The organism is Streptomyces sp. NPDC005794, assembly GCF_042871445.1.
Classification (GTDB): Bacteria; Actinomycetota; Actinomycetes; order Streptomycetales; family Streptomycetaceae; genus Streptomyces.
In genome coordinates, this window is record NZ_JBIAIN010000021.1 from 135,046 (window position 1) to 161,578 (window position 26,533).

Sequence of the window (26,533 nt, forward strand, 5' to 3'; positions counted from 1 at the left end):
AGAGCCGACCATGATCAAGCCCCGCAACAGCCGTCTAGCCGCCGCGATATCCCTGGTCTCCGCCCTGGCCCTCACCGCCACCGCCTGCGGTGACGACGGCAGCGGCGTCACCGGTGCGAAGGGTGCCGAGGGCTCGGGCACCGGGAAGATCGTGTTCTGGGACGAGAACGGCGGCGTCCGTACGGCGATCTGGAAGGAGATCATCGCCGACTTCGAGAAGGCGAACCCGGACATCGACGTGCAGTACGTGGGCATCGCCTCCACCGAGGCGCAGTCCAAGTACGACACCGCCATCCAGGGCGGCGGGCTGCCGGACGTCGGTGGTGTGGGTGCCGCGATGGTCGCCGGGATCACCGCGCAGGACGCGCTGGATCCGTTGGACGACCGGATCGAGGGGAGTTCCCTCAAGGGCAAGCTCAACGAGGCGATGATCGAGAACGTACGGAGCGCGGCCGGCCGGGACGCGACGTACACGGTGCCGATCTCCGCCACCAACGGTGTCCTCTACTACCGCACCGACCTGTTCGAGAAGGCCGGGCTGGGCGAGCCGGACACGTGGGACGAGTTCTACAAGGCCGCCGCGAAGTTGACGGACAAGCAGAAGAACCAGTTCGGCTACACGATCCGCGGCGGCCCGGGCTCCATCGCCCAGGCGCTGGACTCGATGTACGGGCAGTCGGGCATCGACTCCTTCTGGGACGCCTCCGAGACGAAGACCACGGTCAACGACCCGAAGAACGTCGCGGCGCTGGAGAAGTACGTCGGTCTGTACAAGAAGGCCACCCCGGAGGCCGACCTCAACAACGACTTCACGAAGATGGTCGCCCAGTTCGACTCCGGCAGCATCGCGATGCTCAACCACAACCTCGGCTCCTACCAGGACCACGTGAGCTCGCTCGGCGTCGACAAGTTCCGTGGTATCCCGCAGCCCGAACTGGCCGACGGCACCCGGGTGATGGTCTCCAACCCGGTCTCCGGCCTCGGTCTGCTCAAGTCGTCCGAGAACAAGGCGGCGGCCTGGAAGTTCATCGAGTTCGCCGCGTCCCACGCCTCGAACTCCAAGTTCAGCGAGTCCGCGGGCCTGATTCCGGCCAACAAGGAAGCCGCCGAGGACCCCTGGCTCGACAAGGCCGAGACCACCAAGCTCGGTGCCGAGGCGCTGTTCTCCGGCGACACCAAGATCGTGCAGCTGCCCTACTACCTGCCGGACTGGAACACCCTGTCCAAGGCCGACAGCGAATCGGGCTTCCAGAAGGTGCTGCTCGGCAAGACGAGCGCCAAGGACTTCCTGGACACGCTCGCCGAGAACCTCGACGAGGCCCAGGCGGAGTGGAAGGAACAGCAGGGCTGAGCCACCGCTCGGTCAGGTACGCCTGTCCACCGTCACGTCCCGTGGGCAGGGCCGGTCCAGGCCCTCTTCTCAGTCCAGGCCCTCTTCCCTCAGCTCGTACATCAGGAGGAACGTCCGATAGGTCTCCGCGGACACGTCCAGGCAGATGTCCGGCCGGTCGGTCCACGTCGACGTGTTGTCGAGGGCCTTCCGGCAGGCCGCCTCGGTCTCGGCCTCGGACGGGATGTTCGAGATGTACGCGGCGATCAGCAGGACCACTGCGAGGACGACCACACCGATTCGGATGCGCATGGTCGATCAACGACCGTGCGGCCGGGCCGGTCACTGAAGGCCGGTCACCGAGGTCCGTTCACCAGGGGCCGGTCACTCGGGGGCCGGGCAGGGGACACCCGGTCATTCGGGTTCGTCCGTGACCGGCGGCAGATCGGGCTCGATGAACAGGTTCGCGTACTGCGGCGTGGGCCGGGGCGCCGTGGTGCCCGGGTCGGCGGTCGCGGTCGCGGACGCGCCGTCGGAGTGCCGCTGGGTCGTGCGGGCAGGCATGTCGGTCATCTCAGGTGTCCTGTACGTAGGTGTGCGGTGAGAGCCCTGTGACCGAGTCGCTGCGGTTCATCCCGGACTGGTCCCGACCGGTAGGGCTACGAGGTGCCGCTACCGGTGCCGCGCCGCTCCGGGGGCGTCCGGAATCATCATGCGGTGCATGCAGACTGTAACCCTCCCAGCACGGCTTTCCACCGGTATTGCGAGCCAGGCGTGACGGTCAGTGCGGCGGTGCGGGCTCGATGTTCTGGTTTGCGTGGAAGAGGTTGTGCGGGTCGTAGGCCCGCTTGGCCTCCGCGAGCCGGTCGTAATGACCGCGGTAGGTCGCCCGGACGCGGTCCTGGGACTCGCCGGTACCGAGGAAGTTCACGTAGCCGCCGCCCATGGAGTGCGGGTGCAGCGCGTCCCAGTAACCGACGGCCCACTCCCGCAGTGCCGCCGCGTGGGCCGGTTCGGGGTCGATGCCGGCGATGACACCGGACCAGAGCGCGTCGCGGTAGGCCCAGGCCGTGTCGTCGGGACCGACACGGCCCGCGGCCCCGTCGACCGGGTACAGGTGCATGGTCGACAGGCCGCTGGGGAGCTTCTCCGCGAAGGAGGCGTGCACGTCGATGGCGTCGTCCGTGATCCGGTCGAAGAAGTCGCCGCGCCAGTACCACTGCAGACCGGTCGGCAGCAGGGTGTCGAACATGGACTGCAGGGCGGGGTAGGGCATCGGCGCGGTGAAGTGGAAGGCGGGCGTCCCCGGCTCGTTCACCACGGCGAGGGTCTCGCCCAGGGCTTCGGGGTCCGCCGTCGAGGACCAGACGACACCGCACATCTTCCGCCCGTGGATCTCCTCGGGGAAGGGCGGACCGGGCGGGACGGTCAGCGAGGCGAAGAAGCCGTACAGGTCGTCCGGCGCCTGCGGCAGGAAGTCGCGGTACCAGCGCATGACGTCGTGGAGGAGTTCCAGGGGCCACACGGTGATGGCGACCCCCACCGTGTCCACGGGGTGCAGCTCGAAGTCGAACGACGTGACGATGCCGAAGTTTCCGCCGCCGCCGCGCAGCGCCCAGAACAGGTCCGGGTGCTCGCTCGGGTTCGTGGCGACGAAGCTGCCGTCGGCCAGGACCACGTCCGCGGAGACCAGATTGTCCACCGAGAGGCCGTACTTGCGGGTGAGGTAGCCGTGACCGCCGCCGAGGGTGAGACCGCCGATGCCGGTCGTGGACATGATCCCCGCCGGGGTGGCGAGGCCGAACGCGTGGGTGGCGTGGTCGAAATCGCCCAGCGTCGCCCCGCCGTCGGCCTGAGCGGTCTGGGTGGCCGGGTCGACCCGCACGCCGCGCATGGGCGAGAGGTCGATCGTGACGGCGTCGTCGCTGAGGCCGAGTCCGGGGCCGCTGTGCCCGCCGCCCCGGACGGCCACGTCCAGGCCGTGTTCGCGGACGAAGTCGACGGCCGCCATGACGTCCGCCGAGTCGCGGCACTCGACCACGGCCGCCGGCCTCTTGTCGATCATGGCGTTGTAGACCGTGCGGGCCCGGCCGTACCCCGGGTCGTCCGGGCCGATGACCGGGCCGCGCAGAGCGGTTCTCATCGTTTCGAGCAGGGCGCCGTCCATGACCATCTCCTGACGCGCGTGCGCCCGGCCTCCCCTGGCCACCCCCCCCCGCATCGGGTGAGGCTGCTGGGCAGCCGACACCGGCACCCGAAGGATGCCGGGCAGACGGGACCGAACACCGAAAGGCTTGTCCCTCCAGCGTCCCGCTGCTCCGGATACGGCGCAATCGCGGAGCGCCGTCCCTGCGGTGGGCTGAGGCGTTCTCCTGAGCCGGCTGCCGCGCCCCTTGGCCCTCCGCACCGGCGATACGCAGGATCGAGGGGTGCGGAAACACCCTTGGGGGCGCCACTGTTCTTGGCAACTACGCGGTGTACAGGCTCTGTTGGCGCATTGCGTCGGGCCGGGAGGTCCCCCGGTGGCGAGGGGTGGTGGGGTGCGGCCGCCCCATGTGGTCGGAGCACCCTCCCGGATGGCGTAGAGTTGCAATCACAACGGCGCGGGGTGGAGCAGCTCGGTAGCTCGCTGGGCTCATAACCCAGAGGTCGCAGGTTCAAATCCTGTCCCCGCTACTAAAAGACAGAGGCCCGGATCCTTTCGAGGATCCGGGCCTCTGTCGTATGCCGTCATCCGGTCTTCTCGCGCCGAGCCGCACGGGACTACGGGGAGGCGAGGGCGGCCGGCTTCGGCGCCGGCGGCGAAGGTGCGGGACATCGCGCGACGGCACTGCGCGTGGCTCTCGGCGACCATGGAGGTCACCCGTTCGTATGTGACCGGCACCGGCGAGATGTACGTCGCCGATCCGCGCTTCGGAAGGAACTACGATCGGCGGGGAGACGGAACAGCCGTCTTCGTACGGGATGCACTGACGATCTACGCGCAGCACCGGCTCTTCGACTGACCCTTTGCGGCCGGGGCTCCGGCGCACTCCTCCCTTTGGCCGATGACGAGTCGCCGCTCGGCGCGGCTCCGGCCAGCCTGGGTGGGGCGCGGTACCGTCCGCAGCCGTGGGTGGACCGGGCAGGAGTGCACAGGTGGGGAAGCGGGACGGACGGCGAGGGAGGGCTGCCGGGAACGCCCGTGCCCGTCAGTTCGTGCGCGTGCTGCCCGCCCTGATGATCTGCGCCGGAGTGATCCTCGATCTCGTGACGCCGTCGGCGGTCACCGCCGTCCCGCTCTTCGCGGCCGCCCCGCTGATCGCCGCCCCGTTCTTCTCGCTGGCCGGCACGGTGCGGGTCGCGGTCATCTCGATCCTCGTCGTGCTCGCCATCCGCGTCTGGGACGGCCTGCTCACCGACGTCGTGCCGGTCACCGACCTGCTGACCCTGGTCACCGTCGCCGTGCTCTCCCTCGTCATCAACCGCGTCGTACGTCGCGGGAACGAGCAACTGGCCTCTGCCAGGGTCATCGCGGAGACGGCGATGCGCGCGGTGCTCCCGACGCCCGAGGACCGGATCGGCGGGCTGCTGGTCGCCGCGCGGTACGAGGCGGCGCAGGCGGACGAGTTCGTCGGCGGCGACCTGTACGCCGTCGCGAACACTCCGTACGGGGTGCGCCTGGTCCTCGGTGACGTACGGGGCAAGGGGCTGGACGCCGTGGCGGCGGTGGCCGTCGTGATCGGGGCGTTCCGGGAGGCCGCGGAACAGGAGCTGTCGCTGGAGGGGGTGGTCCAGCGGCTGGAACGGGCGCTGGCCCGTGAGAACTCGCGGCGGGGCGGGCTCGACTCCATGGAGGGGTTCGTCACCGCTGTCCTCGCGGAGATCCCGGCCGGATCCGACACGATGCGGGTCGTCAACCGCGGTCATCCCGAGCCGCTCGTGCTGCATGCGGACGGGGCGCTGGACGTAGTGTCGCCGACCGTGCCCGCGCTGCCGCTCGGGATGGGGCTGGACGTGTGGCCGGACCGGTCGGACGAGTGGTCGCTGCCGGCCGGTGCGATGTTCCTGGCGTTCACCGACGGGCTTTCCGAGGCGCGGGACGCGAAGGGTGCCTTCTACGATCCGGCGGACCGGCTGCGCGGCCGGCTCTTCCCGGGGCCCGAGGAACTGCTGTCCGCGCTCACCGACGACGTACGGCTGCACACCGGCGGCCGGTCGACGGACGACCTGGCGCTCCTCGCGGTCGGGCGTCCCGCGCGGGGGCAGCAGGAGCGGCGGACGACGGTGAAGATCGTGCGGCGGGACAGTGAATGACCGGTCGCGACCGTCGGTAGTCGAAAGACCCCGCTCCGCATAACATTTGACGCACCGTCAGAAACTGCCGCATGGGTGAGGGGTACTCAAGTCGCCCGTTTGCGCCCGATTGACACCCGAAAGTCCAGGCCGCAGCGGCGAATGAACTGTGGGAACAGCTTGGAATCGGACCCGGGTGTCTATTAACGTTCGATAACGCAGCGCGGTTGTACCTGTCGTCGCAAGAGGCGGCACCGTGCGCAGCGCCGAATTCCGCAAGGGAACCGGGGAACCACCTACATGGGGTGAATCGGACACCTGCGTCTCGTGAGAGACGAAGGGGCCCGTAGGAGACCTTCCTGCTCCGAACCCGTCAGCTAACCCGGTAGGCGAGAAGGAAGGAAAGGAGTGCGCCCACGTGGCGTCCAACCAGCCTGCCCCCGAGGCACCGTCATCCTTCAGGACCGGAAGCCTCGGTGATGAGGACAGGACGTGGGAGGAATGGAACCCCACCGAGGAGTCCATCCGTCCCGTACGCGGCCGGCATCGCGTAGCCAAGCAGCGCGGCCTCGCCCGTAGCTCCACCGTCCTCGGCGTCGGGGTCATCGCGGCCGTCGGAGCGGGTGGCATGGCCACCGCTCAGAGCAAGCCGCCGGTCTCCATCTCTCTTCCCGATTCCATCGCGGACAATCTCCCCGACGCCAAGTCCCTTCCCGGCGTGGGTGCGTTCATGTCCGGCGACTCCGACTCGGACCACGAGACGGTCGCCGCGTCCTCCCCGCTCACCACTGCGGGCATCACCGCCACCGAGGCCGAGCAGGGCACCACCGACGCCGGCGAGGCGCTGCGCGCCCGCATCCTCCAGCAGGCCGAGCAGCAGCAGGCCGGAGCCGACGCCGAGGCGAAGGCCGCGGAGGAGCAGGCGGCGCTCGAGGCGGCCGCGGCCCAGGCCGCGAAGCAGCAGAGCGACGCCGAGGCCGAGGTCGCCGCGAAGAAGAAGGCGGCGGAGGAAGCGGCGAAGAAGAAGGCGGAGGCCGAGCGCCTCGCCAAGCTCGCCGCCAGCTACGCCGTCCCGACCTCCTCGTACTACATCAGCTCGACCTTCGGTCAGGCCGGTTCGATGTGGTCCTCCGGCCACCACACCGGGCTGGACTTCGCGGCCCCGACCGGTACCCCGGTCAAGGCCGTCCACAGCGGCACGGTGAAGTCGGCCGGCTACTCCGGTTCGTACGGCTACCGCACGGTCCTGGAGCTCGACGACGGCACCGAGGTCTGGTACTGCCACCAGTCCTCGATGGGCGTGACCGCCGGCCAGAAGGTCACCACCGGCGAGACCATCGGCCGCGTCGGCGCGACCGGCAATGTGACCGGCGCACACCTGCACCTGGAGATCCACACCGCGGACGGCTCGGGCATCGACCCGATGAGCTGGCTGCGCGGCAAGGGCCTCACGATCTGATCCCCTCGGAACCCCGGCGGCCCTGACGCACGACCCCCCGACGTCAGGGCCGCCGGTCCGACCGGGGCCGGGAACCCGCCGCCTTCCGGCCGCCGTCCCGTGAACCGGAATAGTCGCCTGCGGCGACCGGTTGTTCTTGGGTATGACAACTCTGCGCCCACTCGGTTCTTCGAGCCTTCAGGTCTTCCCCCTCGCTCTCGGCGGCAACGTCTTCGGCTGGACGGCCGACGAGGACCGGACCTTCGCCGTCCTCGACGCGTACGTGGCGGCCGGCGGCAACTTCATCGACACGGCCGACTCCTATTCGGCCTGGGCCCCGGGCAACGAGGGCGGTGAGTCGGAGACCCTCATCGGCAAGTGGCTGAAGGCCCGTGCCCGCCGCGACGATGTCGTCATCGCCACCAAGGTCGGCGCCCACCCCGCGTACAAGGGGCTCTCGCCCACCACCGTCAAGGAGGCGGCCGAGGCGTCGCTGCGCCGTCTCGGCACCGACCACATCGACCTCTACTACACGCACTTCGACGACGAGAACGTCCCGGTCGAGGAGATCATCACCGCCCTCGACCAGTTGGTGAAGGCCGGCACGGTGCGGGAGATCGCCGCCTCCAACATCAGCCCCGAGCGGCTCCAGGCCTCGCTGGACTTCTCCGAGCGCGAGGGCCTGGCCCGCTACGTCGCCCTGCAGCCGCACTACAACCTCGTCTCGCGCGACACCTACGAGGGCGCGCTCCAGGACACGGCGGCCGGTGCCGGTCTCGCAGCGGTCCCCTACTTCGCGCTCGCCTCGGGCTTCCTCACCGGCAAGTACCGGCCGGGGGCGGCCGTCGAGAGCGCACGGGCCGAGGGCGCGGGCAAGCACCTGGAGACCGAGCGCGGCCGCAAGGTGCTCGCCGCGCTCGACAGGATCGCCCAGGAGCACGACGCCGAGATCGCCACGGTCGCCCTCGCCTGGCTGGCCGCCCGGCCGACCGTGACCGCGCCGATCGCCTCCGCGCGTACCGTCGAACAGCTGCCGGCGCTGGTGGCGGTCGGTGACCTGAAGCTGACCGGGCAGCAGGTGGCGGAGCTGACCGAGGCATCCGCCTGACGTCCTAACCCGGCGGTGCGCGGTGCCTGCCGCCGTTCTCCAGGTACGGGTTGTAGCCGCCGTAGTGCCGGTGCGGTGCGGGGAGGTGCTGCTGAGGCGGCCCGCCGTGAGGGAACTGCCGGGGGAACGGGGGCGGCGAGGGCGGCCGGTGGGCGCGCAGCCGGCCCGTCGCGTGGGCCGCGTAGGTCAGGGCCGGGCCCGCGATGTCCCGGCGGTGCCAGAGGTGATGCAGCAACTCCTGCTCGCGGACGGCGAAGTCCGCTCCCGGGCCGTCGTGGCGGGCCCTCCGGCGCAGCATGGCCAGGGACGTCGCGAACGACTCGTACTCAGCGACGGCGCGGGCCGCGGCCCTGCCCCGGGCGCGGTCCGGGTGGCTGTTCCAGTGCCTGGCCATGTCGCGGGCCATGCCCCGTGCCCGCATCGAGGCCAGCGCGAGGGGCTCGGCGGGAGCCAGCCAGCCGGCCGCCGCGTACACCGGCAGCTCGGTGGAGAGGGTGCGCAGCTCCCGCTGGCGCGACCAGATCGCCAGCCAGGTCACCAGGCCGAAGGCCGGCACCATGAACGCGCCGTACACCGCGTAGAAGCCGTACGGTCCGAAGGACGACGAGCCGTTCCACAGGGCGTGCATGCCCATGGCGAGGACGAGCCCGAGCAGCGGCAGGACGATCCGGCGCACCCGGTGGCGCGCGCCGCCGAGCGCCGCGATGCCGAAGCCGATGCCGGAGAGCACCGTGAACAGGGGGTGCGCGAACGGCGACATCACCACGCGGACGAAGAACGTCCCCGCCGTCACGGAGACGAAGCCCGTGGTCCCCTGCTGCTGGTCCTCGCCGAAGGCATTGCCCAGATAGAGGATGTTCTCGGTGAAGGCGAAGCCGGTCGCGGTGAATCCGGCGACCACGATGCCGTCGACGATCCCGCCGAACTGCCGTCTGCGGAAGAGGAAGATCAACAGGACCGCGGCGGCCTTCGCTGTCTCCTCGACGACCGGGGCGACGACCGTGGCTCCGAGGGTGTCGGCGCTCGCCGGGTCCGCGGTGGCCGTCGCTATCCACCGGGTCGCGAAGGAGTTGGCGATGATCGCCACGAGCGCGGCGGCGCACGCGCCCCAGGAGAAGGCGAACAGCAGATTCCGCCACGGACCCGGCTCGACCCGGTCGAGCCAGCGGAACGCCGCCATCAGCAGCGGCACGGGCAGTACGGCCAGGCCCAGCCCCACCAGGAAGCCCTCAGGCCCCGTCTGCCGGCGCACCAGGGCCAGGATCACCAGGCCGCAGAGTGCGAGCACCGTGATCACCGCTCCGGCGCGGAACGCCTTGCTGCGCCAGACCATGCCGACGATGCGGGGCCGGTAACGCCACTGGCCTCGCTCCGGGACGGCGCCCAGGAACTCGTCGAGCCGCTGCTCCTCGAGAACCGGGACGTCCGGCTGCTGGTGCTGCACGAACCCCTGGTACACCCGACGACCCTAACGAGGGGGACTGACACCTGGCCATGCCGCGTCGGGCGGGGTGGCGGGGCGTGGCCGGTCAGAGACGGGTGAACAGCACGTCGTGCACGACGTGCCCCTTGTCCAGGCCCTGGCCCTCGAAGCGGGTCAGTGGCCGGAACGGCGGCCGGGGCGCGTAGCCGCCGTCCGCCTGGGTGTTCTCGAACAGGGGGTGTGCCGTGAGGACTTCCAGCATCTGCTCCGCGTACGGCTCCCAGTCCGTCGCGCAGTGGACGACAGCGCCCGGCTTCAGCCGCTGCGCCACCAGGTCGAGGAACTCCGGCTGGATCAGCCGCCGCTTGTGGTGCCGCTTCTTGGGCCAGGGGTCGGGGAAGTACACCCGGAGCCCGTCCAGGGCGGCCGGCTCCAGCATCTCGCGGAGCAGGATGATCGCGTCACCGTTGGCGACACGGACGTTGGACACCCCCGCCCGTTCCGCGAGACCGAGCAGATTGCCCTGCCCGGGGGTGTGCACATCGACGGCCAGGATTCCGGTGGTCGGGTCGTCGGCCGCCATCTGCGCCGTCGCCTCGCCCATGCCGAAGCCGATCTCCAGGATCACCGGGAGGCCGTCGAAGAGCGTGCGGAGATCGAGGACGCCGCGGCCGTCGATGTCCAGGCCCCAGGTGGGCCACAACCGCTGGAGGGCGTCCTCCTGGCCGGTGGTCACCCGGCTGCGGCGGGGCTGGAAGCTGCGGATCCGGCGCTCGTGGTGCGAGCCCGCCGGATCGGCGGCCGGGCCTCCGGGGAAGCGGGGCTCCTGGCGCAGCCTGCGCTGGCGCTCGAAGGAGGCGGCGCGCCTCGCTGCCGCGTCGTCCGCGTCCGCGAGGCCGGGTGTTTCCAGGGCGGGGCCGGGAGTCTCCGGGGCGGGGCCGGGTGTTTCCGGGGCGGGGCCGGGAGTCTCTGGGGTGGGGTTCACAGGCTCAGACACAATGACCCGATTCTACGGCGGGAGGCGTCCAGCCCGTCGCCCCGGCCCGCAGCAGGGCCCGTCGCGCCACCTCCCTCCCGATGGGCAGGGAAGCGGTCGCCGCGGGAGACGGGGCGTTCAGCACGTGCACGGTGTGCGGGGCGTCCCGGATCAGGAAGTCGTCCACCAGCGTGCCGTCCCGGAGGACCGCCTGGGCCCTGACCCCGGCGGGGGAGGGCCGCAGATCGGCCTCCGTCACCTCCGGCAGCAGTCGCTGGACGGCCCGGGTGAACGCGCTCTTCGACAGGGACCGGTGCACCTCGCCCGCCCCGTACCGCCAGTGCCGCCGGGCGATCCGCCAGGAACCGGGCCAGGCCAGGGTGGCGGCCAGCTCGCGCGGGTGGACGACCGTCCGGCCGTATCCCTCACGGGCCAGCGCCGGCACGGCGTTCGGACCGACGTGGACCGTGCCGTCGACGCCCCGGGTCAGATGCACCCCGAGGAAGGGGAACGCGGGGTCCGGTACCGGATAGACCAGCCCGCGCACCAGCTCCGGCCTGGTCAGCTCGTAGTACTCCCCGCGGAACGGCACGATGCGTGCCCCCGGGGCGTCGCCCGCGAGCCGCGCCACCCGGTCGCTGTGCAGCCCCGCGCAGTTGACCAGCACACGGGCCCTGACCACCTGGCCGTCGGCCGTGCGCACCGCCACACCCCACGGGCGCCGGTCGACGGCGACGACCTCCGCGCCGTAACGGATCTGCCCGCCCGAGGCGCACACCTCGGTGGCGAACCTGACGGCCACCGCGGTGAAGTCGCACACCCCCGTCGTCCCGACCCGGATCGCCGCGAGGCCGCGCACCCGCGGTTCGTACTCCGCGATCTGGGCGGGGCCGAGCTCCCGGACCGGCAGGCCGTGCGCCCGGCCGCGCTGCACCAGGGCGTGCAGCCTGGGCAGCTCGCCGCTGTCGGTCGCGACGATCAGCTTGCCCGTCACCGCGTGGGCGATGCCGTGCTCCGCGCAGAAGTCCACCAGCTCGGCGGCGCCCCGCACCGCGTAGCGCGCCTTGAGCGAGCCCGGCGGGTAGTAGATACCGCTGTGGATCACCCCGCTGTTGCGCCCCGTCTGATGCAGGGCCGGGCCCCACTCCTTCTCCAGCACCGTGACCCGGGTGCCGGGCGCGGTGCGCGTGATCGCGTACGCGGTCGACAGACCGACGATCCCGCCACCGATCACCAGCACATCGCAGTCGTACGCCGCGTGCGTCACCATCACGCCACCTCCCACCCCGATAGTGCACTGACCCACTGACAACGGGCTCAAACCAGGGAGAGCGTGTGCGTGCCGGGATACCCCGCACCCGGACCCGGCGAAACCGGGGCGTACCGGTGGCCTTCGCCCCGGGTCCCGTCCGCGACGTCCCGCCGTTCGGGTCAGCCCGGGGCGACGAGGAGCGGACGCGCTCGTTCCCTCAGCTCGGCCACGCGGGGCTCGTCCCCGTACGGCTCCAGGCGGTGCAGCAGGTCGCGGACGTACTCGGTGGTGCGCGCCGAGGAGATGCGGCCCGCGACCTCCACCGCACGCGTCCCCGCCGCGCAGGCCGCGTCGAGATTGCCCGACTCCAGCTCGGCGACCGCGGACACCACGAGCCGCAGCCCGTGGGAGCGGACGAACTCGTCGGTGGGTTTCGACAGGGCCTGCTCGGTGAAGCGCCGGACCTGGCGGGGCGCCTTGAGGTCGCGGTAGCACTCGGCGGCGTCGGCGGCGAACCTGTCGTACGAGTAGAAGCCGAGCCACGCCGGGTCGGAGTCACCGGCCCGGGAGCGCTCCAGCCAGCTCTCGGCGGCCCTGAGCGCGGCCCCCGCGGCCGGTGCGTCGCCGGCCTTGGCGTGGGCGCGCGCCTCCACGAGCCGGAAGAAGCTCATGGTCCGTGCGGTGGCGAGCCCGCGATTGCGTTCGACCGCGGCCTGCGCCAGGTCCACGCCCTCGTCGGCGAAGCCACGGTAGGTCGCCTGGAGTGACATCGATGCCAGGACGTAGCCGCCGAGCGGTACGTCGGCGGCGGCTCGGGCCAGGCGCAGCGCCTGGATGTAGTAGCGCTGGGCGGCCTCCTGCTGGCCGGTGTCGAAGGCCATCCACCCGGCGAGCCTGGTCAGCTCGGCGGAGGCGCCGAAGAGAGCCCGGCCCACCTCGTCGCTGTACGAGCCCAGGAGGAGCGGTGCGGCGTCGACCCGTAAGCACTCCGGGACCATGGAGGAACGCCAGTCGCCGCCGCCGTACTTGGAGTCCCACCGGCGTGCGTCCTGGGCGGCCTCGCGCAGCTTGGCCACGTCGTTGTGCCCGACACGCAGCAGCAGGCCGTCGACGCCGCCACCACTACCGCCACCGCCCGCCGTGTCCGGGCCGGGCTGGACGGGCACCCCGCCCTGCGCCCCGGGTGCGCCCTCCGTGCCGAGGATCGCGGCCTGGGCGGCCGTCGGGTCCCGTGCGACCGACGGATCGGCCGGGGTTATGAGCCAGCGGGACGCGGGGGTCGCATAGGCGCTCACCGCGAAGGAACCCGCCAGCGACTGCCAGATCCCCCCGCCGCCCCGGCGGCCCGCCAGATCCAGCCGGTAGAGATCCGTCGCCGACCGGACCGCCTCGCCCACGTCTCGGGGGAAGGCCAGACCGACCTCGGGCGCCGGATCGGCGTCGGCGAGCCCGATCTCGTGCAGCGGGACAGGACGGCCGAGTTTGGCCCCTATCGCCGCCGCGATGAGATGAGGCGCCGCGCCCTGCGGCACCATGCCCTTGGCGACCCACCGGGCCACCGAGGTCTTGTCGTAACGAAGTGTCAGACCGCGCTGCGCTCCGAGGTCGTTGACCCGCCGGGCGAGCCCGGCGTTGCTGATTCCCGCGAGGGCGAGAACCGTGCCGAGCTTCTCGTTCGGCCCGCGTTGTTCCCTGGACATGCGTCACCCCTCGACACACAGACGGCCGCCGCGTCACCGTCAGGCGCGCGGCATTCGTACCGTGTTCTCCCCAGGTACTGTCCCCGGCACTCCGGCTGCACACGCATTTGGCTGAGCCCCGTGGAATATGCCGCCCTGCTGAGAACATCGGTAAACCCAGCGTAGTTCGCCGCATCCCCACCGTTAAGGGGCAGACCTCCGTATGGCGGGAATGTTGTCGGTGCCGCGCGGGGCGTGGGCATCGTGCTCCTGATGTGTGGCCGTGCGCCCGGCCGTGCGCTCTGGTCCGGCCGTTGTGCAAGCGCTTCGATGGTCCTGCGTGGGTCGGCCCGCTGAACTGGACACAGTGGGCTGGGGGAGACCGCCGCCCCAATCCCCGCGGGCGGCGAACCGGTCCGGGAGGTGGCGAACACCTCCCGGACTGTGCGCCGCACGGGCGGGGTTCGGAGAAGGCGGTGTGCGGGCCGGCGCACCGGGGGGTTGTGCCGGCCCGCACGTCGCCGCACTTCGGCGGGCCTTTCCGCGCCGAGGGACTGCGGGAGTGTGCCCGCGCCCGGGGGAGGGCCGCGTGGGAGATCCATCGGCGGGCTTCCACAGGCGAAACGCGCGGTTCCGCCGGCGATCGGAGAATGGCCGAATAGTGCCGGTCGGAGCGTGCGTCGCGAAGCCGTCCGGCTATGGCCGGATTACGTCGGTTCCGTGGACCGGCCGAGGCGGGGCCCGCTTCCGGGGCCGATCCCCGCAACTCCCGGAAGATCCAATTCCGTTGCGGACGATCCACAGAGCCGTGGCCATGCTTTTGCCAGGGGCGCATGCGTATCCGGTGTGCGCCGCCCGTACCCCCTCCCGGGTGCCGTTGTCGTGGCAGCATGTCCCGCGACGGCGTCCCCCGTGTCCTGGAGCGCCGGTTCGTCCACAGCCTGTGGAGGCGGCGATGCGTTGGTTGGTGGGGTGGAGCAGTATCGCCGCGAGCTTCGGCACCGTGGGTGCTGTCGGCCACCACGGGGAGGGGCGCACCGTACATCCGGTGGGCTCCCAACTCCTGTGGGGGGACCCGGATCCGCTCTGGGCCGTCGGCGACTGGCGCCCCGACGAGATCCGCATCATCACGGTCGCGACCCCCGAGGGGGCGCCCACCACCCGCCTCGCCGTCCTCGGCTGCTGCGGGGCCACCGACGAACAACTGCGCGTCGGGCTGCTCGCCGCCCGTGGCGGAGCGCTGCGCCATCTCACCGCCTGGCCCGGCAGTTACACGGCCGTCGTACAGATCGGCCGCCGCATCACCGTCGCCGGAGACCTCGCCGGAGCCCGGCCCGTCTTCCACACGCCCTGGGCCAACGGCACCGCGTACGCCACCGCCGCCCTCCCGCTCGCCGACCTCATCGAGGCGCAGCTGGACATCGGCCACCTCGCCGCGCTGCTGGCCTGCCCCGAGACCCCGGAGGCGCTGGGTGACGGCACTCCGTACGCGGGGGTGAAGCGGATCCCGCCCGGGCACGCGCTGATCCTGCGGGAGGGCTCGCGCGAGATCACCGGGTACGAGGCGGTGGCCTCGCTCGCCGTGGCGGCCGCCCAGACCGACCCGGTGAGCGCCGTCGAAGGCGTACGGGACGCGCTCGTCGAAGCCGTACGCGCACGGCTCACGGCGCCGCGCCACGCCCCGGAGACCCTGCCGCCGGACCCCGGGCCCGTCCCCGGCATGGGGCCCGCCGAACGCCGTGCGGCCCGTGGGGCACCGGTGCCCGGCATCGGCGCGGACCTCTCCGGCGGCAGTGCCTCCGCCACGCTCGCCCTGCTGGCGTCGGGGCTGCCCGGACTTCCGGGCACCGTGCTGGGCCATGGGACGGGGGCCGGTGAACGGCTCCTCGCCGTCACGTTCAACGACCTCTCCACACAGGGCCGCGAGGACGAACTGGAGCGCGCCCGGATCATCGCCGCGAACCCCCGTCTGCACCATGTGGTCGTGGCGGCGGGCGAGGAGGCCCTGCCGTACGCGTCGCTGGAGAGCGGCCCGCTCACCGACGAGCCCGCCCCCTCCCTCGTCGTCGCGGAGCGCCACCGCCGCCGGCTGGCCGCGGGCAGCGCGGACCACTTCGTCGGGCACGGTGCCCGTCAGGTCCTGGACGCGCACCCCGCGCGGCTGGCCGACCTCCTCATGGACCGGCGCAGACGCCATCTCCTGCGGCCCGTCGCCGCGCTCGCCAGGGCGGAAGGGCCCTCGGCCCGCTCCCTGTTCGTCCCGCTGGCCGTCTACCGGGCCGCTCGCCGGCTGGCCCGCACGTCGTACCGCACCGGGCTCGAAGCGGCGGCGTCCCTGCTGCCCGACGCCAACCGTGCCGCCCCCGGCCTCGACACCCCGGCCGACGCCTCGCTCGCCTCCCTCGCCTGGTCCCGGCCCGGACCGGCCGCGCGCTGGCTCACCGGGGAGGCACTCGCGGTAGTATCGGTTCGCCTCCAGGAGGCGGCGATCCGGCCCGCCTCCGTCCAGCGCCCGGGGGAGGCCAGGGCCCGCGCGGCACTGGCCCGCCACGCGGCCGACCAGCGGATCCTGGAACAGGCCGCGGAGATCCGCAGCCAGCGGCTGCACGCCCCCTTCCTCGACAACCAGGTCGTACGGGCGGCCCGAGCCCTCCCCGAATCGCTGCGCGTCCAGCCGGGCGCCCGTGCCGCGATCCTGCGCCGGGTCCTCGCGGGCGCCGGTATCCACGACCTGCCGCCCGGCTGGGGCGCCCCGTCGCAGGCCACCTCGACCGCGGCAGGCCGCATCGGCCTGCGTACCGCCCTTCCGGAACTGATCGCCCTCTTCGACGCCCCGCTGCTCGCCGACGCGGGCCTGATCGAGGCCCGCGTCGTACGCAAGGCGCTGCGCGCGGCCTCCGAGGGCGAACCCCTTCCGCTGGACGGCCTGGCCGAGCTGGCGTCCACGGAGCTCTGGCTGCGCCGCCTGGTCACGCGCCGCGGCACCTGCTGGACGGGCACGGCGGCACCGAGGCAGCGAGCCGTGGCCGGCGGCGTCGTCCCGGCCCGCCGCACCCTGCAGTCGTAGGGGCGGTCCGCCGCACCCGCCGCCGGGCGCGCGCCCGCCGGGACACAACGGCCGCGTGCGGTACCTGATCCTGGGCGTCACCGAGGCGCGAGACGAGCACGGCGAGGTACTGCCCGTCGGCGGCACGCGGCTGCGCACCCTGCTCGCGGCCCTCGCCCTGCGCGCGGGCCGCCCGGCACCCGTCGTCGCGCTCATCGACGACGTATGGACCGACGATTCTCCGCAGGACGCCCCCGCCGCCCTCCAGGCCCTCGTCGGCCGGCTGCGGCGCGTCCTCGGCCGGGAGGCGGTCGTCGGGCACCCCGGGCGGCTACCGGCTCACCGCCGGGCCCGACGACATCGACCCGCACGTCTTCGAACGGCTCGCCCGCCGGGGCGCGCCGCAGAGATGACCGCGTACATGCGTCGCGCGTACATGCCTCACGTGCCCGCGCGCTTCGAGGCGGCCGTCGCCAACACTCGTGCGCACGGCGGCGGCTGGGAGTACGCCATCACCTGGATGTTCCGCCCCCACATGCTGGTGGACACCCCGTTCGGCACGACCGGCATGGACGAGGACCTCGCCGAGCTGCGCGTACTCGGCCGCCGTATCGGCGACCGCTATCTGCGTGCCCAGGTCGCGAGCGCCACCGCGGAGACGGGGATGATGCGCGGGAGGTACGAGGAGGAGGGCGCCCTGGGGCTCGGTCTGACCCCGGACGACGTCCTGGGCCTCCTGACCGGTGTCGCCGAGGAGCTCAGCGGCAGCTGATGGCCGACTGGGCCCAGTCGGCCATCGCGACCCCGCCGCCCCGTCCCGACGGCTCCACGACCAGCTGGATCGTCTCCCGGCCCTCGATGCCCAGGCCCACCGGTACGCCGGGCTCACCACCCCGCAGCACGGGCGACTGCCACAGCCGCGCCCCGGCACCGTCGTACACGGAGAAAAGCACGGCGCCGGGCCCCGTCGTCAGGTCGTCGACCCCGACCACGGCGTCGTAGCGGGTGCACGCCCGGTTGAGCTGGACGGTGATCGACGAACGGGAGTGGACGGTCACCCCGTGGGCGTACGTCTCGGAGGCGATCGACAGCCCTTGCCGCTGCCAGACCACACCGCTGCTCCGGCCGAGCAGGATCTCGGGGCCGGTGTGATCACCGGTGGCGGAGTAGGACAGCTCGTTGACCTGGTAGATCTCCGGCGCGGGCGGCGGTGGTTCCTTCGGGGCAGGGGGTGCCGGGGTCGGTGTCGGTGTCGGGGTGGCGGTGGGAGTCGGCGTCGGTTCCTTCGGAGGCGACGGAGGCGGAGGCGTGGGTGTGGGTGTGGGTGTGGGTGTCGGGGTCGTCGTGGGTGTCGGCTCCGGGGCGGGCGGTGCCACGGGGGCCGGCGGGGCCGGTCGCGGGCTCGGCGTGGGTTCCGGTGGGGGCGTGGGGGTGGCGGGAGCCACGACCGGCGGCTTGGCCACCGGCTTCTGCTCCGGCGCGGGGCGGTCGCCGCCGGCCAGGGCCCACACGAGTCCGGCGGCCGCCAAGGCCGCCGTGGCGGCGATCCCGGCCTTCAGCGGAGCGCCGATCCCTTCGGCCGCGGCCGCACCGCCGGCCGCGCCTCCTCCGGAGGACGTGCTTCCCGTGGCCGCAGCGGCGGCACCGGCACCGGCTGCCCCCACCGCGCCACCCGCCACGACGCCGGCTGCCTTGACCGCGTAACCCGCGGCGAACCAGCCGATGACGGCGACCGGAAGGAGGGCCGGGATGCCGGCGTTCACGCGGTCCAGCTCACCGGCGGCGAGCCGGCACTTCACGCACTCGTCCAGATGCTTGCGCAGTCCGCGCTCGGCCCGGGTCCGCAGGCCGCTCCGGGCATGGGCGCCGAGCCGGTCGGCGTACTGCGCGCAGTCGCCGCCCGTCGTCAGCGACTGGCTCACATGGGCCTGCAGATAGGCCTGTTTGAGCCCTTCGCGGGCCCGGACGGCCAGCGCCGCCGTGGCGTTGGCCGTGAGGCCGAACAGCGGGGCGACGTCGCTCGGTGACTCCTCCTCCACGGTGGTGTGCCACAGCACGGCCTGCCAGCGCTCCGGCAGGCTGCGGAACGCCTGCATGGCCATCGACCGGTCCGCCTCGTGCATGGCCAGCACATCGGCGCCGAGATCGAGGGTGTCGGCCTCCGACAGCTCGGCGGTGCGGGTGGCCTGCGCGGCGAACACCGCGAAGTCGTCGACCAGATGCTCACGCTTGGCGCTCTTGGTCCACGCGGCGGCGACATGCCGGACCGCGGTCATGAGGTAGGCCCGGACGGATTCCTGCGGCCCCTTTCCCCCGCGCACGGCCTGCAGCGTCCGGGCGAACACCTCGGCCGTCAGGTCGTCGGCGGTGTGCGCGTCCCGGCAGCAGGTACGGGCGTAGCGGCGCACGGCGCCCGAGTGGCGGCGGAAGAGCTCCTCGTACGCCTGGTCGTCGCCCGCGCGCATGCCCTGGAGCAACTGTGCGTCGGAGGGGCCGAGATCGGCGGACCCCGCGCGTCCCTCGCGCTGCAGAGGGACCGCGTACACGGCATCGGTCTCCGCGACGGGCTCCGGCCGCACCACGTCGGCGGCGGGTGCCGTCGGCCAGGGGCCGGGCAGCACGGTGCCACCCTCGTCGGAACTGCCGCCCTTGCCCGTGGCAGCGATACCTTCGGCCGGCTCTTCCTGCTGCGCTTCACCGCTCATCGCGGAAGCCCCCGTGTACACCCTCGGACCCGAATAACGGGGCAAGAGTGCCACAGAGCGACGCCGCGACGAACCCCTGAGCGGGAGCAACCACTCGTCCGGGGTGGCTTCCCCTGCCCGCGGGGCGTGGCATCACCTCGACGGGGCAGAAACAACTGCCCCCGGTCGCACGGGTGTCCGGCCGACGGAGGCCGTGCCCCGCCCCACCGCGCGGCGCACCGTCGCGGTGGGGTGGGGAAGCGCGCTCCCAGCAGCGCCTACGCCGGGCGGGCGCGGAGGCCCTCCAGCAGGATGTCCAGCAGCCGGGCCGAAGCGGCCGCCTGTTGCGCGGGATCCGGCAGAGCCGGTGCCGCTGTGGCGATGACCAGCAGCACATCGGCCACCGTCACATCACCCCGCAGCTCACCCGACTCCCGGGCCCGGTCCACGAGCCTGCCCACGACCTCGAGCAGCTCGGCCGCCCCCGGACCGTCGTCGAGCCTGTCGTCGCCCGCAGGGTGCCGGCCGACCGCCCTGAGCCCGGAGGACTCCACTCCCTGCCGCTGATGCGGAACGCGCGTAGATCCGTCGGAGCCCGCTGTCCCGGCCTGTTCGTCCTGCTCCGCACCGACACGCAGCACCTGCGGCGGCAGCAGCCGCCCCGCGCCCGATGCCACCGAGGTCCGCAGGAAGCGGGAGAGCGCCGACCACGGCTCGTCCTCATGGCCGAGGGCCGAGCGCGCCTGATCGGTGAGCCGCGCGGTCTCCTCCTCGGCTATCCGGCGCACCAGCACGTCCTTGCTCGGGAAACGCCGGTAGACCGTCCCCACGCCGACCCGTGCCCGGCGCGCCACGTCCTCCATCGGCGCGCCGTAACCCAGCTCGCCGAACACCTCACGCGCGGCGCGCAGGACGTGTTCGAGATTGCGCTGTGCGTCCACACGGAGCGGTGCGGAGCGGGCCGTGCTGCCCGCCGCTCCCGCTGCCGTGACCGTCCCGACTGCTCCCACGGGGCTCAGCCGCCCCTGGTCCTCGACAGAGGAGGTGACAGCGCTCGGTCCATGTAAATCCTGAATGTGCATAACTTCCCCCGGTTATGACGTCTCCCCCCGGAGACTTCCCCGCCGTGTCAGCCGACGTGTGGACCTTCGTCCGTATCCGACACCCCGACGCGATACGAACATAGTTGAGCCCGGCTCAATTCAGAAGAGGGTTGTTCCGCACCGGGCGCCCCCCGATCGGAGCAAGGACCGGTTGGACCCGGGTTCGGCCCCTGTGGGCCCGCCCTCCCGGCGTACCTGACCTGCACAGCTCGGAAACAGGAGGGCGCCGCCGCCCGCCGCGCGGCCCAGGAGCTCCGGTCACACAATTTGCCGGGCCTGTGGACAAACACCGGACTCCGTTGCGTCATGGGATGGTGAAGGCACCAGATTCTCCGGGGACACCCCCCGGCACCCGGCCCAGTGTGCGCATCCTCGTCGTCGGCGGCGGCTACGTCGGGATGTACACCGCTCTGCGTCTCCAGCGGAAGCTGCGGCAGAGACTGAGAAGCGGTGAGGCCGAGATCGTGGTGGTCACGCCCGAGCCCTACATGACGTATCAGCCGTTCCTGCCCGAGGCGGCCGCCGGTTCGATCTCGCCACGCCATGTCGTCGTCCCCCTGCGCCGGGTCCTGAAGAACTGCACGATCGTCATCGGCGAGGCGGAGCGCGTCGACCACGCCAAGCGCACCGTGACGGTCACGACGCTCGCCACCGGCGAGGACGGCACCGGCGCCCTCGAGATCCCGTACGACGAGATCGTCCTGGCGCCCGGATCCGTGTCGCGCACCCTGCCGGTACCCGGCCTCGCGGACTTCGGCATCGGTTTCAAGACGGTCGAGGAGGCCATCGGCCTCCGCAACCACGTCATCGAGCAGATGGACATCGCGTCCGCCACCCGGGACCCCGCCATCCGCGACGCGGCCCTCACCTTCGTCTTCGTCGGCGGCGGATACGCGGGCGTGGAGGCGCTCGCGGAGCTCGAGGACATGGCCCGGTACACCTCGCGGTACTACCACAACATCAAGCCCGCGGACCTGAGGTGGATCCTGGTCGAGGCGACCGGGCGGATCCTGCCCGAAGTCGGCGAGGCGATGGGCAGGTACGCCGTCAGGGAACTGCGGGGCCGCAACATCGACGTACGGCTCGACACCCGGCTGGTCAGCTGCGAAGGCCGGGTCGCCGTGCTCAGTGACGGCTCGCGCTTCCCGACCCGCACCCTGGTGTGGACCGCGGGCGTCAAACCCGCACCGATCCTCGCCGCCACCGACCTTCCGCTCACGGAGCGCGGCCGGATCCGCTGCGACGCCACGCTCGCCGTCGACGGCACCGCGCACGCCTGGGCCGCCGGTGACGCGGCGGCCGTCCCGGACCTCACCGCGTCCGAGCCGGGCACCGAGACCGCGCCGAACGCCCAGCACGCGGTGCGCCAGGCCAAGGTCCTCGCGGACAACATCCTGGCCACGCTCGCCGGCCGGCCGGCCCAGGACTACCGGCACTCCTACGCCGGATCCGTCGCCTCTCTCGGCCTGCACAAAGGCGTCGCGCACGTCTACGGGCGCAAGCTCAAGGGATACCCGGCCTGGCTGATGCACCGCGTCTACCACCTGAGCCGCGTACCCACGTTCAACCGGAAGGCGCGTGTCCTTGCCGAGTGGACCCTGGCCGGGCTCTTCAAACGGGAGATCGTCTCCCTCGGCTCGCTCGAACACCCGCGTGCCGAATTCGCCCTCGCCGCCCGTGGACACGCGCACCCGGGTCCCCCCGGCGACACTCCGCCGAAGGACGGCGGGCCGCCGGGCACGTCCGGCTGACCCGCGGTTCCCCGCCCTCCGGCACGCCCCAGGGACCGGCTGGAGTTCAGCCGGCGGACCGGCTGCCGTACGACAACTGTCAGTACGGCCGGTCACCATTGACGTGTGACCATAGGTGGGCTCACACCTGCGCAGAGTCACCCGGCGGGCAGTCACCTACAGTGACCGTCAGCGACGATCAACAGCACCAAGAGGCCTGGCTGCGCGTTCCCGGAAGCCTGGCCCCGGCAGCCCGTCCCCGCATGAGAACCGGCCGGGTACCAGCCACAGGACCAGCAGAAGAAGCAGCTCGCCCGAGCGGACCAGACCGACACACGAGGCCAGAAATTCCGTGAACTTCACGCGCTGGAGCGCCCGCCTTCCCGGAACGCAGCGTCGAGCCGCCGCGCGGGACGACCACAGTTCCGTACCCGCCGCCCGCGCCGAGTCCGTACGGCCGGACACCGAGCCCACGCCACCGGACGACACCTCGGCACCCTCCGCCCCAGGGCCCTCGCTGGAGGCACTGTCGGCCCGCGAGCTCCTCGGCCGGCTTCCCGCACCCGTCGCGCTGCTCCACGGCCCCGAGCACCGCATCACCTATGTCAACGCCGCCTACACGTCGGCCTTCGGCCCGCGTCCCAGCGGTGAACCCGCAGCCGAAGCCATGCCCGAGCTCGCCGAGTTGAGCCTGCTGCCCCTCATGGACCAGGTCCTGCGCAGCGGCACCCCGCGCACGGTCAAGTCCCGCAAGGTCCTGGCCGGCAGCTCGTACACGGTGACCTGCACCCCCATGGCCACCGGCGACCCCGACGGACCCGACGGGGAAGCGGGCGTCCTCGTCTACGCCACCGATGTCACCGACCACGCCGAGGCCGCGGAGCGGCTCCGCGCCAGCGAACGGCGCCACCGGGAAACCGCCGTCACCCTCCAGCGTTCCCTGCTCCCGCAGGACCTCGAACAGCCCGACGACCTGCGCATCGCCGCCACGTACCAGCCGGGTGGCACGGACGCGGCGGTCGGCGGCGACTGGTACGACGTGATCACCCTGGGCGCCGGCCGGACCGCGCTCGTCATCGGTGACGTGATGGGCCGCGGCGTGCGGGCCGCCGCCGTCATGGGCCAGCTGCGTACGGCCGTCCGCGCCTACGCCCGCCTCGACCTGCCGCCGCACGAGGTGCTCCAGCTCCTCGACGTACTCGCCGCGGAGATCGACGCCAGCCAGATCGCCACCTGCGCCTACGCCGTCCACGACCCCAACGAGGGGCACCTCGTCTACGCCTCCGCCGGGCACCTCCCCATCCTCGTGTGCGACGAGGACGGCACGGTCCACCGTGCCGAGGACCCGACCGGGCCGCCGCTCGGCACGGGTGGCTGGGTGCATACCTCCGGGACGATCGCCCTGCCGCCCGGCTCCACGGCCGTCCTCTACACGGACGGCCTGGTCGAACGCCGCAGCGAGGACATCGACGAGGGCGTGGCCTCCCTGGAGCGCGCCCTGTCCGGTGCCAAGGGATCGCCCCAGGTGGTCTGCGACCGGCTCATCCGTTCCCTGGGCGTCACCGCGGAGCACGACGACGACGTGGCGGTCCTCGTGGTCCAGCACCCCGCCCGTACGGGAACGGCCGCGGAGCTCTTCCACAACGCCTCGCTCGAACTGCTCGGCGGCATCGAGGCCACTCCCAGGGCCCGCGCCTTCGCCACCGGAGTCCTGGCGTCCTGGCGCTTTCCCATGGAGCTCTGCGATCTGGGTGTCCTCGCGGCGAGCGAGCTCGTCGCGAACTCGCTCCAGCACGGGACCCCGCCCATGCGCCTCGGTCTGCGCAGGACCGACCGACGCCTGATCATCGAGGTGACGGACGCCGACGACCACCTGCCGCGCCGCCGCCGTGCCGAACCCGCCGACGAGGCGGGGCGCGGCATCTCCATCATCGCGTCCATCGCCTCGTCCTGGGGCAGTCGCCGCACCCCGGGCGGCGGTAAGTCGGTCTGGTGCGAATTCGCGCTGCCCGGCTGACCCCGGCTCAGCACCCGGCCGGACGTCTCAGCGCACGACGGCGGGCGTGGTGACCGGCTCGCTCTCCGGAAGCGACACGGCGACCACCCGGGACGGCGCCGCCGTGAGCGACGGTTTGTCCTGTACGGGAGTGAGCTGACGGCCCAGCTTGAGCGCCAGCACGGTGATGCCCAGCGAGAACAGCACGAAGGTCACGATGTACGGCCCGTGCAGCGACGCCCCCATGGGACCGCCAACGGCGGGCCCGACGGCCAGGGCCAGCTGCTTCACCAGGGCGAAGGCCGAGTTGTACTGACCGACCATGGCCTCCGGCGCCAGATCGGCGACGAGCGGCGCCACCGTCGGCGACAGCATCGACTCACCCAGCCCGAACAGCGCGTACGTCGAGATCATCGCGGCCGTCGCCATGGTCTGGCTGCCGTGTCCGAGACCCGCGTACCCCGCCACGATCCAGGCGAAGGCCCAGATCAGACCTACCCACGCGATGACCCGGCTGCGCCGCCGCCGCTCCACGAGGCGGAGCACGACGAACTGCGCGAGGACGATGACCGCCGTGTTGGCCGCCAGCGCGATGCCCAGGGTGGACGGAGCGATTCCGGCGGCCTCGGTGCCGTAGGCGGCGAGGCCGGACTCGAACTGTCCGTAGCAGGCGAAGAAGATCACGAAGCCCAGCACGCACAGCTGCACCATGGCCTTGTGCGAGAGCAGCACACGCAGTCCGGGCTTGGGCGCCGTGCCGTCGGCGGACACCGGACCCGTGAGGGAAGGGCCGCGCGGCATGCGCACCGTGGCCGCGACCACGCCGAGCACCACGAACATCGCCGCCTCGATGAGGAACAGCAGGGTGAAGCTCGACGGACGGGCGACGTCCACCAGCTGCCCTCCGAGCAGGCCACCGATGCCGAGGCCGAGGTTCTGCAGGAAGAACTGCATGGCGAAGGCACGGGTACGGGTCGCCGCGCTCGAGCACCACACCAGCATCGTCGCGAGCGCCGGCTGCATGACGGCGGTGCCCGCGCCGAGGACCGCGGCGGAGAGCACGGCGGACGTCACACCGTTCGAGAAGCCCAGGGCACCGGCGCCCACGGCCGCCGTGACGGCGGCGACGATCAGCACGGGCAGGGGGCCGCGCCGGTCGATGACACGGCCCGTGAACGGCAGTACGGCAAGCGCCGCCATCGCGAAGACAGCCAGCACGACACCTGCCGTACCCGCACCCAGATCCCGTACCTGTGCCACGTAGACGTACAGATACGGAACGGTGAATCCGAGGCCGAACGCGCTCAGCGCACTCCCCAGCTGGATCCGCCGCAGCGCTGCACCCATCTCCCTGGTCACACTCACCTACCTCAAGACATGAAGAACTTCGAGAACACGAACTCGTAGACTTTAGCACTAAAATTAGATGCTGAAGTCTTCACTGTGAAGGACTTTGAAGGCGATGGGGGCGTGCCATACTGCCCGCCATGTCTGACACCACCGAGCGGCCAGAGCTCCAGGAGCCGAGCCTCGACGAGCAGATCGCGGCCTACCAGCGCGAATTCCGGGACCTCGATCCGCAGGTCGAGCAGATCGTCTCCGCGCTGGGCCGGCTGAACCGCCGGATGAACGTCGCCTACGGCAGACAGGTCGCCGCCCTCGGCATCAGCAACGCCGAGTGGGAGGTCCTGAAGACCCTCGTCCTGTCCGGCGCCCCGTACCGGCTGGGGCCGGGCGAGCTGGCCAAGCGCCTCGGGCTCACTCCCGCGGCGATGACCCACCGCATCGACCGCATGGCGGGCGAAGGCCTGGTCACCCGGGACCGGGACGAGAACAACCGGGTGCGCGTCATCGTGGAGCTGACCGACGAGGGCCGTACGAAGTGGCTCGAGGCGATGCGGATGGCCACCACCTTCGAGGAGGACCTTCTCCAGGACCTCTCGGGCGAGGAGCGCGGAGCGCTGGGTGAGAGTTTGATCCGTCTCCTGCGCAGGGTGGAGCACGAGCAGCCTGACGCCGGCGGCCGGCTCACCGACCTGGACTGAGGGGCGGGGGCGGGGGCAGGGCGACGGGGTTGACACGCCTCCCCTGCATCCGTAAGGTTCTTCGAGTTGTCACGGAGCCGGTACGGTCCGGCGGCAATCGATCCCGCCGCACATGCGGCAAACAAACTCAGCACGACCTCCCACCGGGGAGAATTTCGGCATGCCCGGAATTCAATTCACAGGCTCGATTATGAGTCGCCGGGAGAATCCGCTAGAGTTTGAGACGTCGGAAGGGCCCAACAGCCCGGAAGACGAACCCCGCTGACTGGGAATCAGGCCCGAAAGGATCTGATAGAGTCGGACTCGCCGGAAAGGGAAACGCGAAAGCGAAGAACTGGAAAGCGAAAAAGCAAGAACCCGCTTCGACCGGGAATCGGACACGAAAGAGTCTGATAGAGTCGGAAACGCAAGAACGAAGGGAAGCGCCCGGAGGGCCCCGGTGAAACGG

20 protein-coding genes, 1 tRNA gene, 1 pseudogene and 1 riboswitch are annotated in these 26,533 nt (G+C 71.9%); of the genes and pseudogenes, 12 read left to right on the forward strand and 10 right to left on the reverse strand.

Translation table 11 applies throughout. The annotated features are described in order from the left end of the window. Positions 1-10 precede the first annotated feature (10 nt). On the forward strand, positions 11-1,351 hold the full coding sequence (locus tag ACFYQ5_RS29210) for an ABC transporter substrate-binding protein (protein ID WP_389201838.1): 1,341 nt from the start codon (positions 11-13) through the stop codon (positions 1,349-1,351). 69 nt (positions 1,352-1,420) lie between these two features. Here the strand turns inward: ACFYQ5_RS29210 and ACFYQ5_RS29215 are convergent, their stop codons facing one another. From ACFYQ5_RS29215 to ACFYQ5_RS29225, 3 genes are all read right to left on the reverse strand, one after another. Continuing rightward, the gene (locus ACFYQ5_RS29215; RefSeq protein WP_389201839.1) at positions 1,421-1,642 is read right to left on the reverse strand and encodes a hypothetical protein; all 222 of its coding nucleotides are present in this window, start codon (positions 1,640-1,642) and stop codon (positions 1,421-1,423) included. Positions 1,643-1,744: 102 nt separating this feature from the next. After that, positions 1,745-1,903 (reverse strand): hypothetical protein, encoded by a 159-nt coding sequence (locus tag ACFYQ5_RS29220; protein ID WP_389201840.1) that lies wholly within the window; start codon positions 1,901-1,903, stop codon positions 1,745-1,747. A gap of 208 nt (positions 1,904-2,111) precedes the next feature. Then, complete coding sequence (locus ACFYQ5_RS29225) at positions 2,112-3,497, reverse strand: FAD-binding oxidoreductase (RefSeq protein ID WP_389201841.1); 1,386 nt, start codon at positions 3,495-3,497, stop codon at positions 2,112-2,114. Between the two features lie 435 nt (positions 3,498-3,932). Here ACFYQ5_RS29225 and ACFYQ5_RS29230 point away from each other — a divergent pair. The 5 genes from ACFYQ5_RS29230 (at position 3,933) to ACFYQ5_RS29250 (ending at position 8,151) form a co-directional block, all read left to right on the forward strand. Further along, positions 3,933-4,006 (forward strand) — tRNA-Met (locus tag ACFYQ5_RS29230). Positions 4,007-4,137: 131 nt separating this feature from the next. Beyond that, positions 4,138-4,335 (forward strand): TipAS antibiotic-recognition domain-containing protein, encoded by a 198-nt coding sequence (locus ACFYQ5_RS29235; protein ID WP_389201842.1) that lies wholly within the window; start codon positions 4,138-4,140, stop codon positions 4,333-4,335. Positions 4,336-4,468: 133 nt separating this feature from the next. After that, complete coding sequence (locus tag ACFYQ5_RS29240) at positions 4,469-5,626, forward strand: PP2C family protein-serine/threonine phosphatase (protein WP_389201843.1); 1,158 nt, start codon at positions 4,469-4,471, stop codon at positions 5,624-5,626. Between the two features lie 233 nt (positions 5,627-5,859). Then, positions 5,860-6,012, forward strand: a riboswitch (cyclic di-AMP (ydaO/yuaA leader). An 11-nt stretch (positions 6,013-6,023) separates the two neighbouring features. Continuing rightward, complete coding sequence (locus ACFYQ5_RS29245) at positions 6,024-7,064, forward strand: M23 family metallopeptidase (RefSeq protein WP_389201844.1); 1,041 nt, start codon at positions 6,024-6,026, stop codon at positions 7,062-7,064. Between the two features lie 142 nt (positions 7,065-7,206). Further along, on the forward strand, positions 7,207-8,151 hold the full coding sequence (locus ACFYQ5_RS29250; protein ID WP_389201846.1) for an aldo/keto reductase: 945 nt from the start codon (positions 7,207-7,209) through the stop codon (positions 8,149-8,151). Positions 8,152-8,155: 4 nt separating this feature from the next. Here the strand turns inward: ACFYQ5_RS29250 and ACFYQ5_RS29255 are convergent, their stop codons facing one another. From ACFYQ5_RS29255 to ACFYQ5_RS29270, 4 genes are all read right to left on the reverse strand, one after another. Beyond that, on the reverse strand, positions 8,156-9,610 hold the full coding sequence (locus tag ACFYQ5_RS29255; RefSeq protein WP_389201847.1) for a PrsW family intramembrane metalloprotease: 1,455 nt from the start codon (positions 9,608-9,610) through the stop codon (positions 8,156-8,158). A 70-nt stretch (positions 9,611-9,680) separates the two neighbouring features. Beyond that, entirely contained in the window at positions 9,681-10,571 is an 891-nt protein-coding gene (trmB, locus tag ACFYQ5_RS29260; RefSeq protein WP_389201849.1) for a tRNA (guanosine(46)-N7)-methyltransferase TrmB, read from the reverse strand. Continuing rightward, complete coding sequence (gene lhgO / locus ACFYQ5_RS29265; RefSeq protein WP_389201851.1) at positions 10,564-11,820, reverse strand: L-2-hydroxyglutarate oxidase; 1,257 nt, start codon at positions 11,818-11,820, stop codon at positions 10,564-10,566. The genes trmB and lhgO overlap by 8 nt, the downstream gene beginning before the upstream one ends. Positions 11,821-11,981: 161 nt before the next feature. Then, a complete protein-coding gene (locus ACFYQ5_RS29270) occupies positions 11,982-13,502 on the reverse strand; it encodes a sporulation protein (protein WP_389201852.1) in 1,521 nt (506 codons plus the stop codon). A 934-nt stretch (positions 13,503-14,436) separates the two neighbouring features. Here ACFYQ5_RS29270 and ACFYQ5_RS29275 point away from each other — a divergent pair. From ACFYQ5_RS29275 to ACFYQ5_RS29285, 3 genes and pseudogenes are all read left to right on the forward strand, one after another. Next, positions 14,437-16,548, forward strand: a complete 2,112-nt coding sequence (locus tag ACFYQ5_RS29275; protein ID WP_389201854.1) for an asparagine synthase-related protein — start codon at positions 14,437-14,439, stop codon at positions 16,546-16,548. 55 nt (positions 16,549-16,603) lie between these two features. Next, positions 16,604-16,925, forward strand: a pseudogene (locus tag ACFYQ5_RS29280) (winged helix-turn-helix domain-containing protein); the annotation flags it as partial. Positions 16,926-16,936: 11 nt separating this feature from the next. Next, on the forward strand, positions 16,937-17,299 hold the full coding sequence (locus tag ACFYQ5_RS29285) for a hypothetical protein (protein ID WP_389201856.1): 363 nt from the start codon (positions 16,937-16,939) through the stop codon (positions 17,297-17,299). Here the strand turns inward: ACFYQ5_RS29285 and ACFYQ5_RS29290 are convergent. After that, positions 17,286-19,232: a sigma-70 family RNA polymerase sigma factor gene (locus tag ACFYQ5_RS29290; protein WP_389201858.1), complete on the reverse strand. Its 1,947-nt coding sequence runs from the start codon at positions 19,230-19,232 to the stop codon at positions 17,286-17,288. The genes ACFYQ5_RS29285 and ACFYQ5_RS29290 overlap by 14 nt on opposite strands. Positions 19,233-19,489: 257 nt before the next feature. Then, positions 19,490-20,293, reverse strand: a complete 804-nt coding sequence (locus tag ACFYQ5_RS29295) for a TetR/AcrR family transcriptional regulator (protein ID WP_389201859.1) — start codon at positions 20,291-20,293, stop codon at positions 19,490-19,492. A gap of 332 nt (positions 20,294-20,625) precedes the next feature. Here ACFYQ5_RS29295 and ACFYQ5_RS29300 point away from each other — a divergent pair, with 332 nt between their 5' ends. Further along, positions 20,626-22,065 carry an NAD(P)/FAD-dependent oxidoreductase gene (locus tag ACFYQ5_RS29300; RefSeq protein WP_389201862.1) on the forward strand — a complete coding sequence of 480 codons (1,440 nt, stop codon included), beginning with the start codon at positions 20,626-20,628 and terminating at the stop codon, positions 22,063-22,065. Positions 22,066-22,396: 331 nt separating this feature from the next. Further along, a complete protein-coding gene (locus tag ACFYQ5_RS29305) occupies positions 22,397-24,061 on the forward strand; it encodes a SpoIIE family protein phosphatase (RefSeq protein WP_389201864.1) in 1,665 nt (554 codons plus the stop codon). A 27-nt stretch (positions 24,062-24,088) separates the two neighbouring features. On the opposite strand, the gene ACFYQ5_RS29310 is transcribed toward ACFYQ5_RS29305, so the two are convergent. Further along, complete coding sequence (locus tag ACFYQ5_RS29310; protein WP_389201877.1) at positions 24,089-25,387, reverse strand: MFS transporter; 1,299 nt, start codon at positions 25,385-25,387, stop codon at positions 24,089-24,091. Positions 25,388-25,527: 140 nt separating this feature from the next. Here ACFYQ5_RS29310 and ACFYQ5_RS29315 point away from each other — a divergent pair, with 140 nt between their 5' ends. Beyond that, positions 25,528-26,085, forward strand: a complete 558-nt coding sequence (locus tag ACFYQ5_RS29315) for a MarR family winged helix-turn-helix transcriptional regulator (protein WP_389201866.1) — start codon at positions 25,528-25,530, stop codon at positions 26,083-26,085. Positions 26,086-26,533 lie beyond the last annotated feature (448 nt).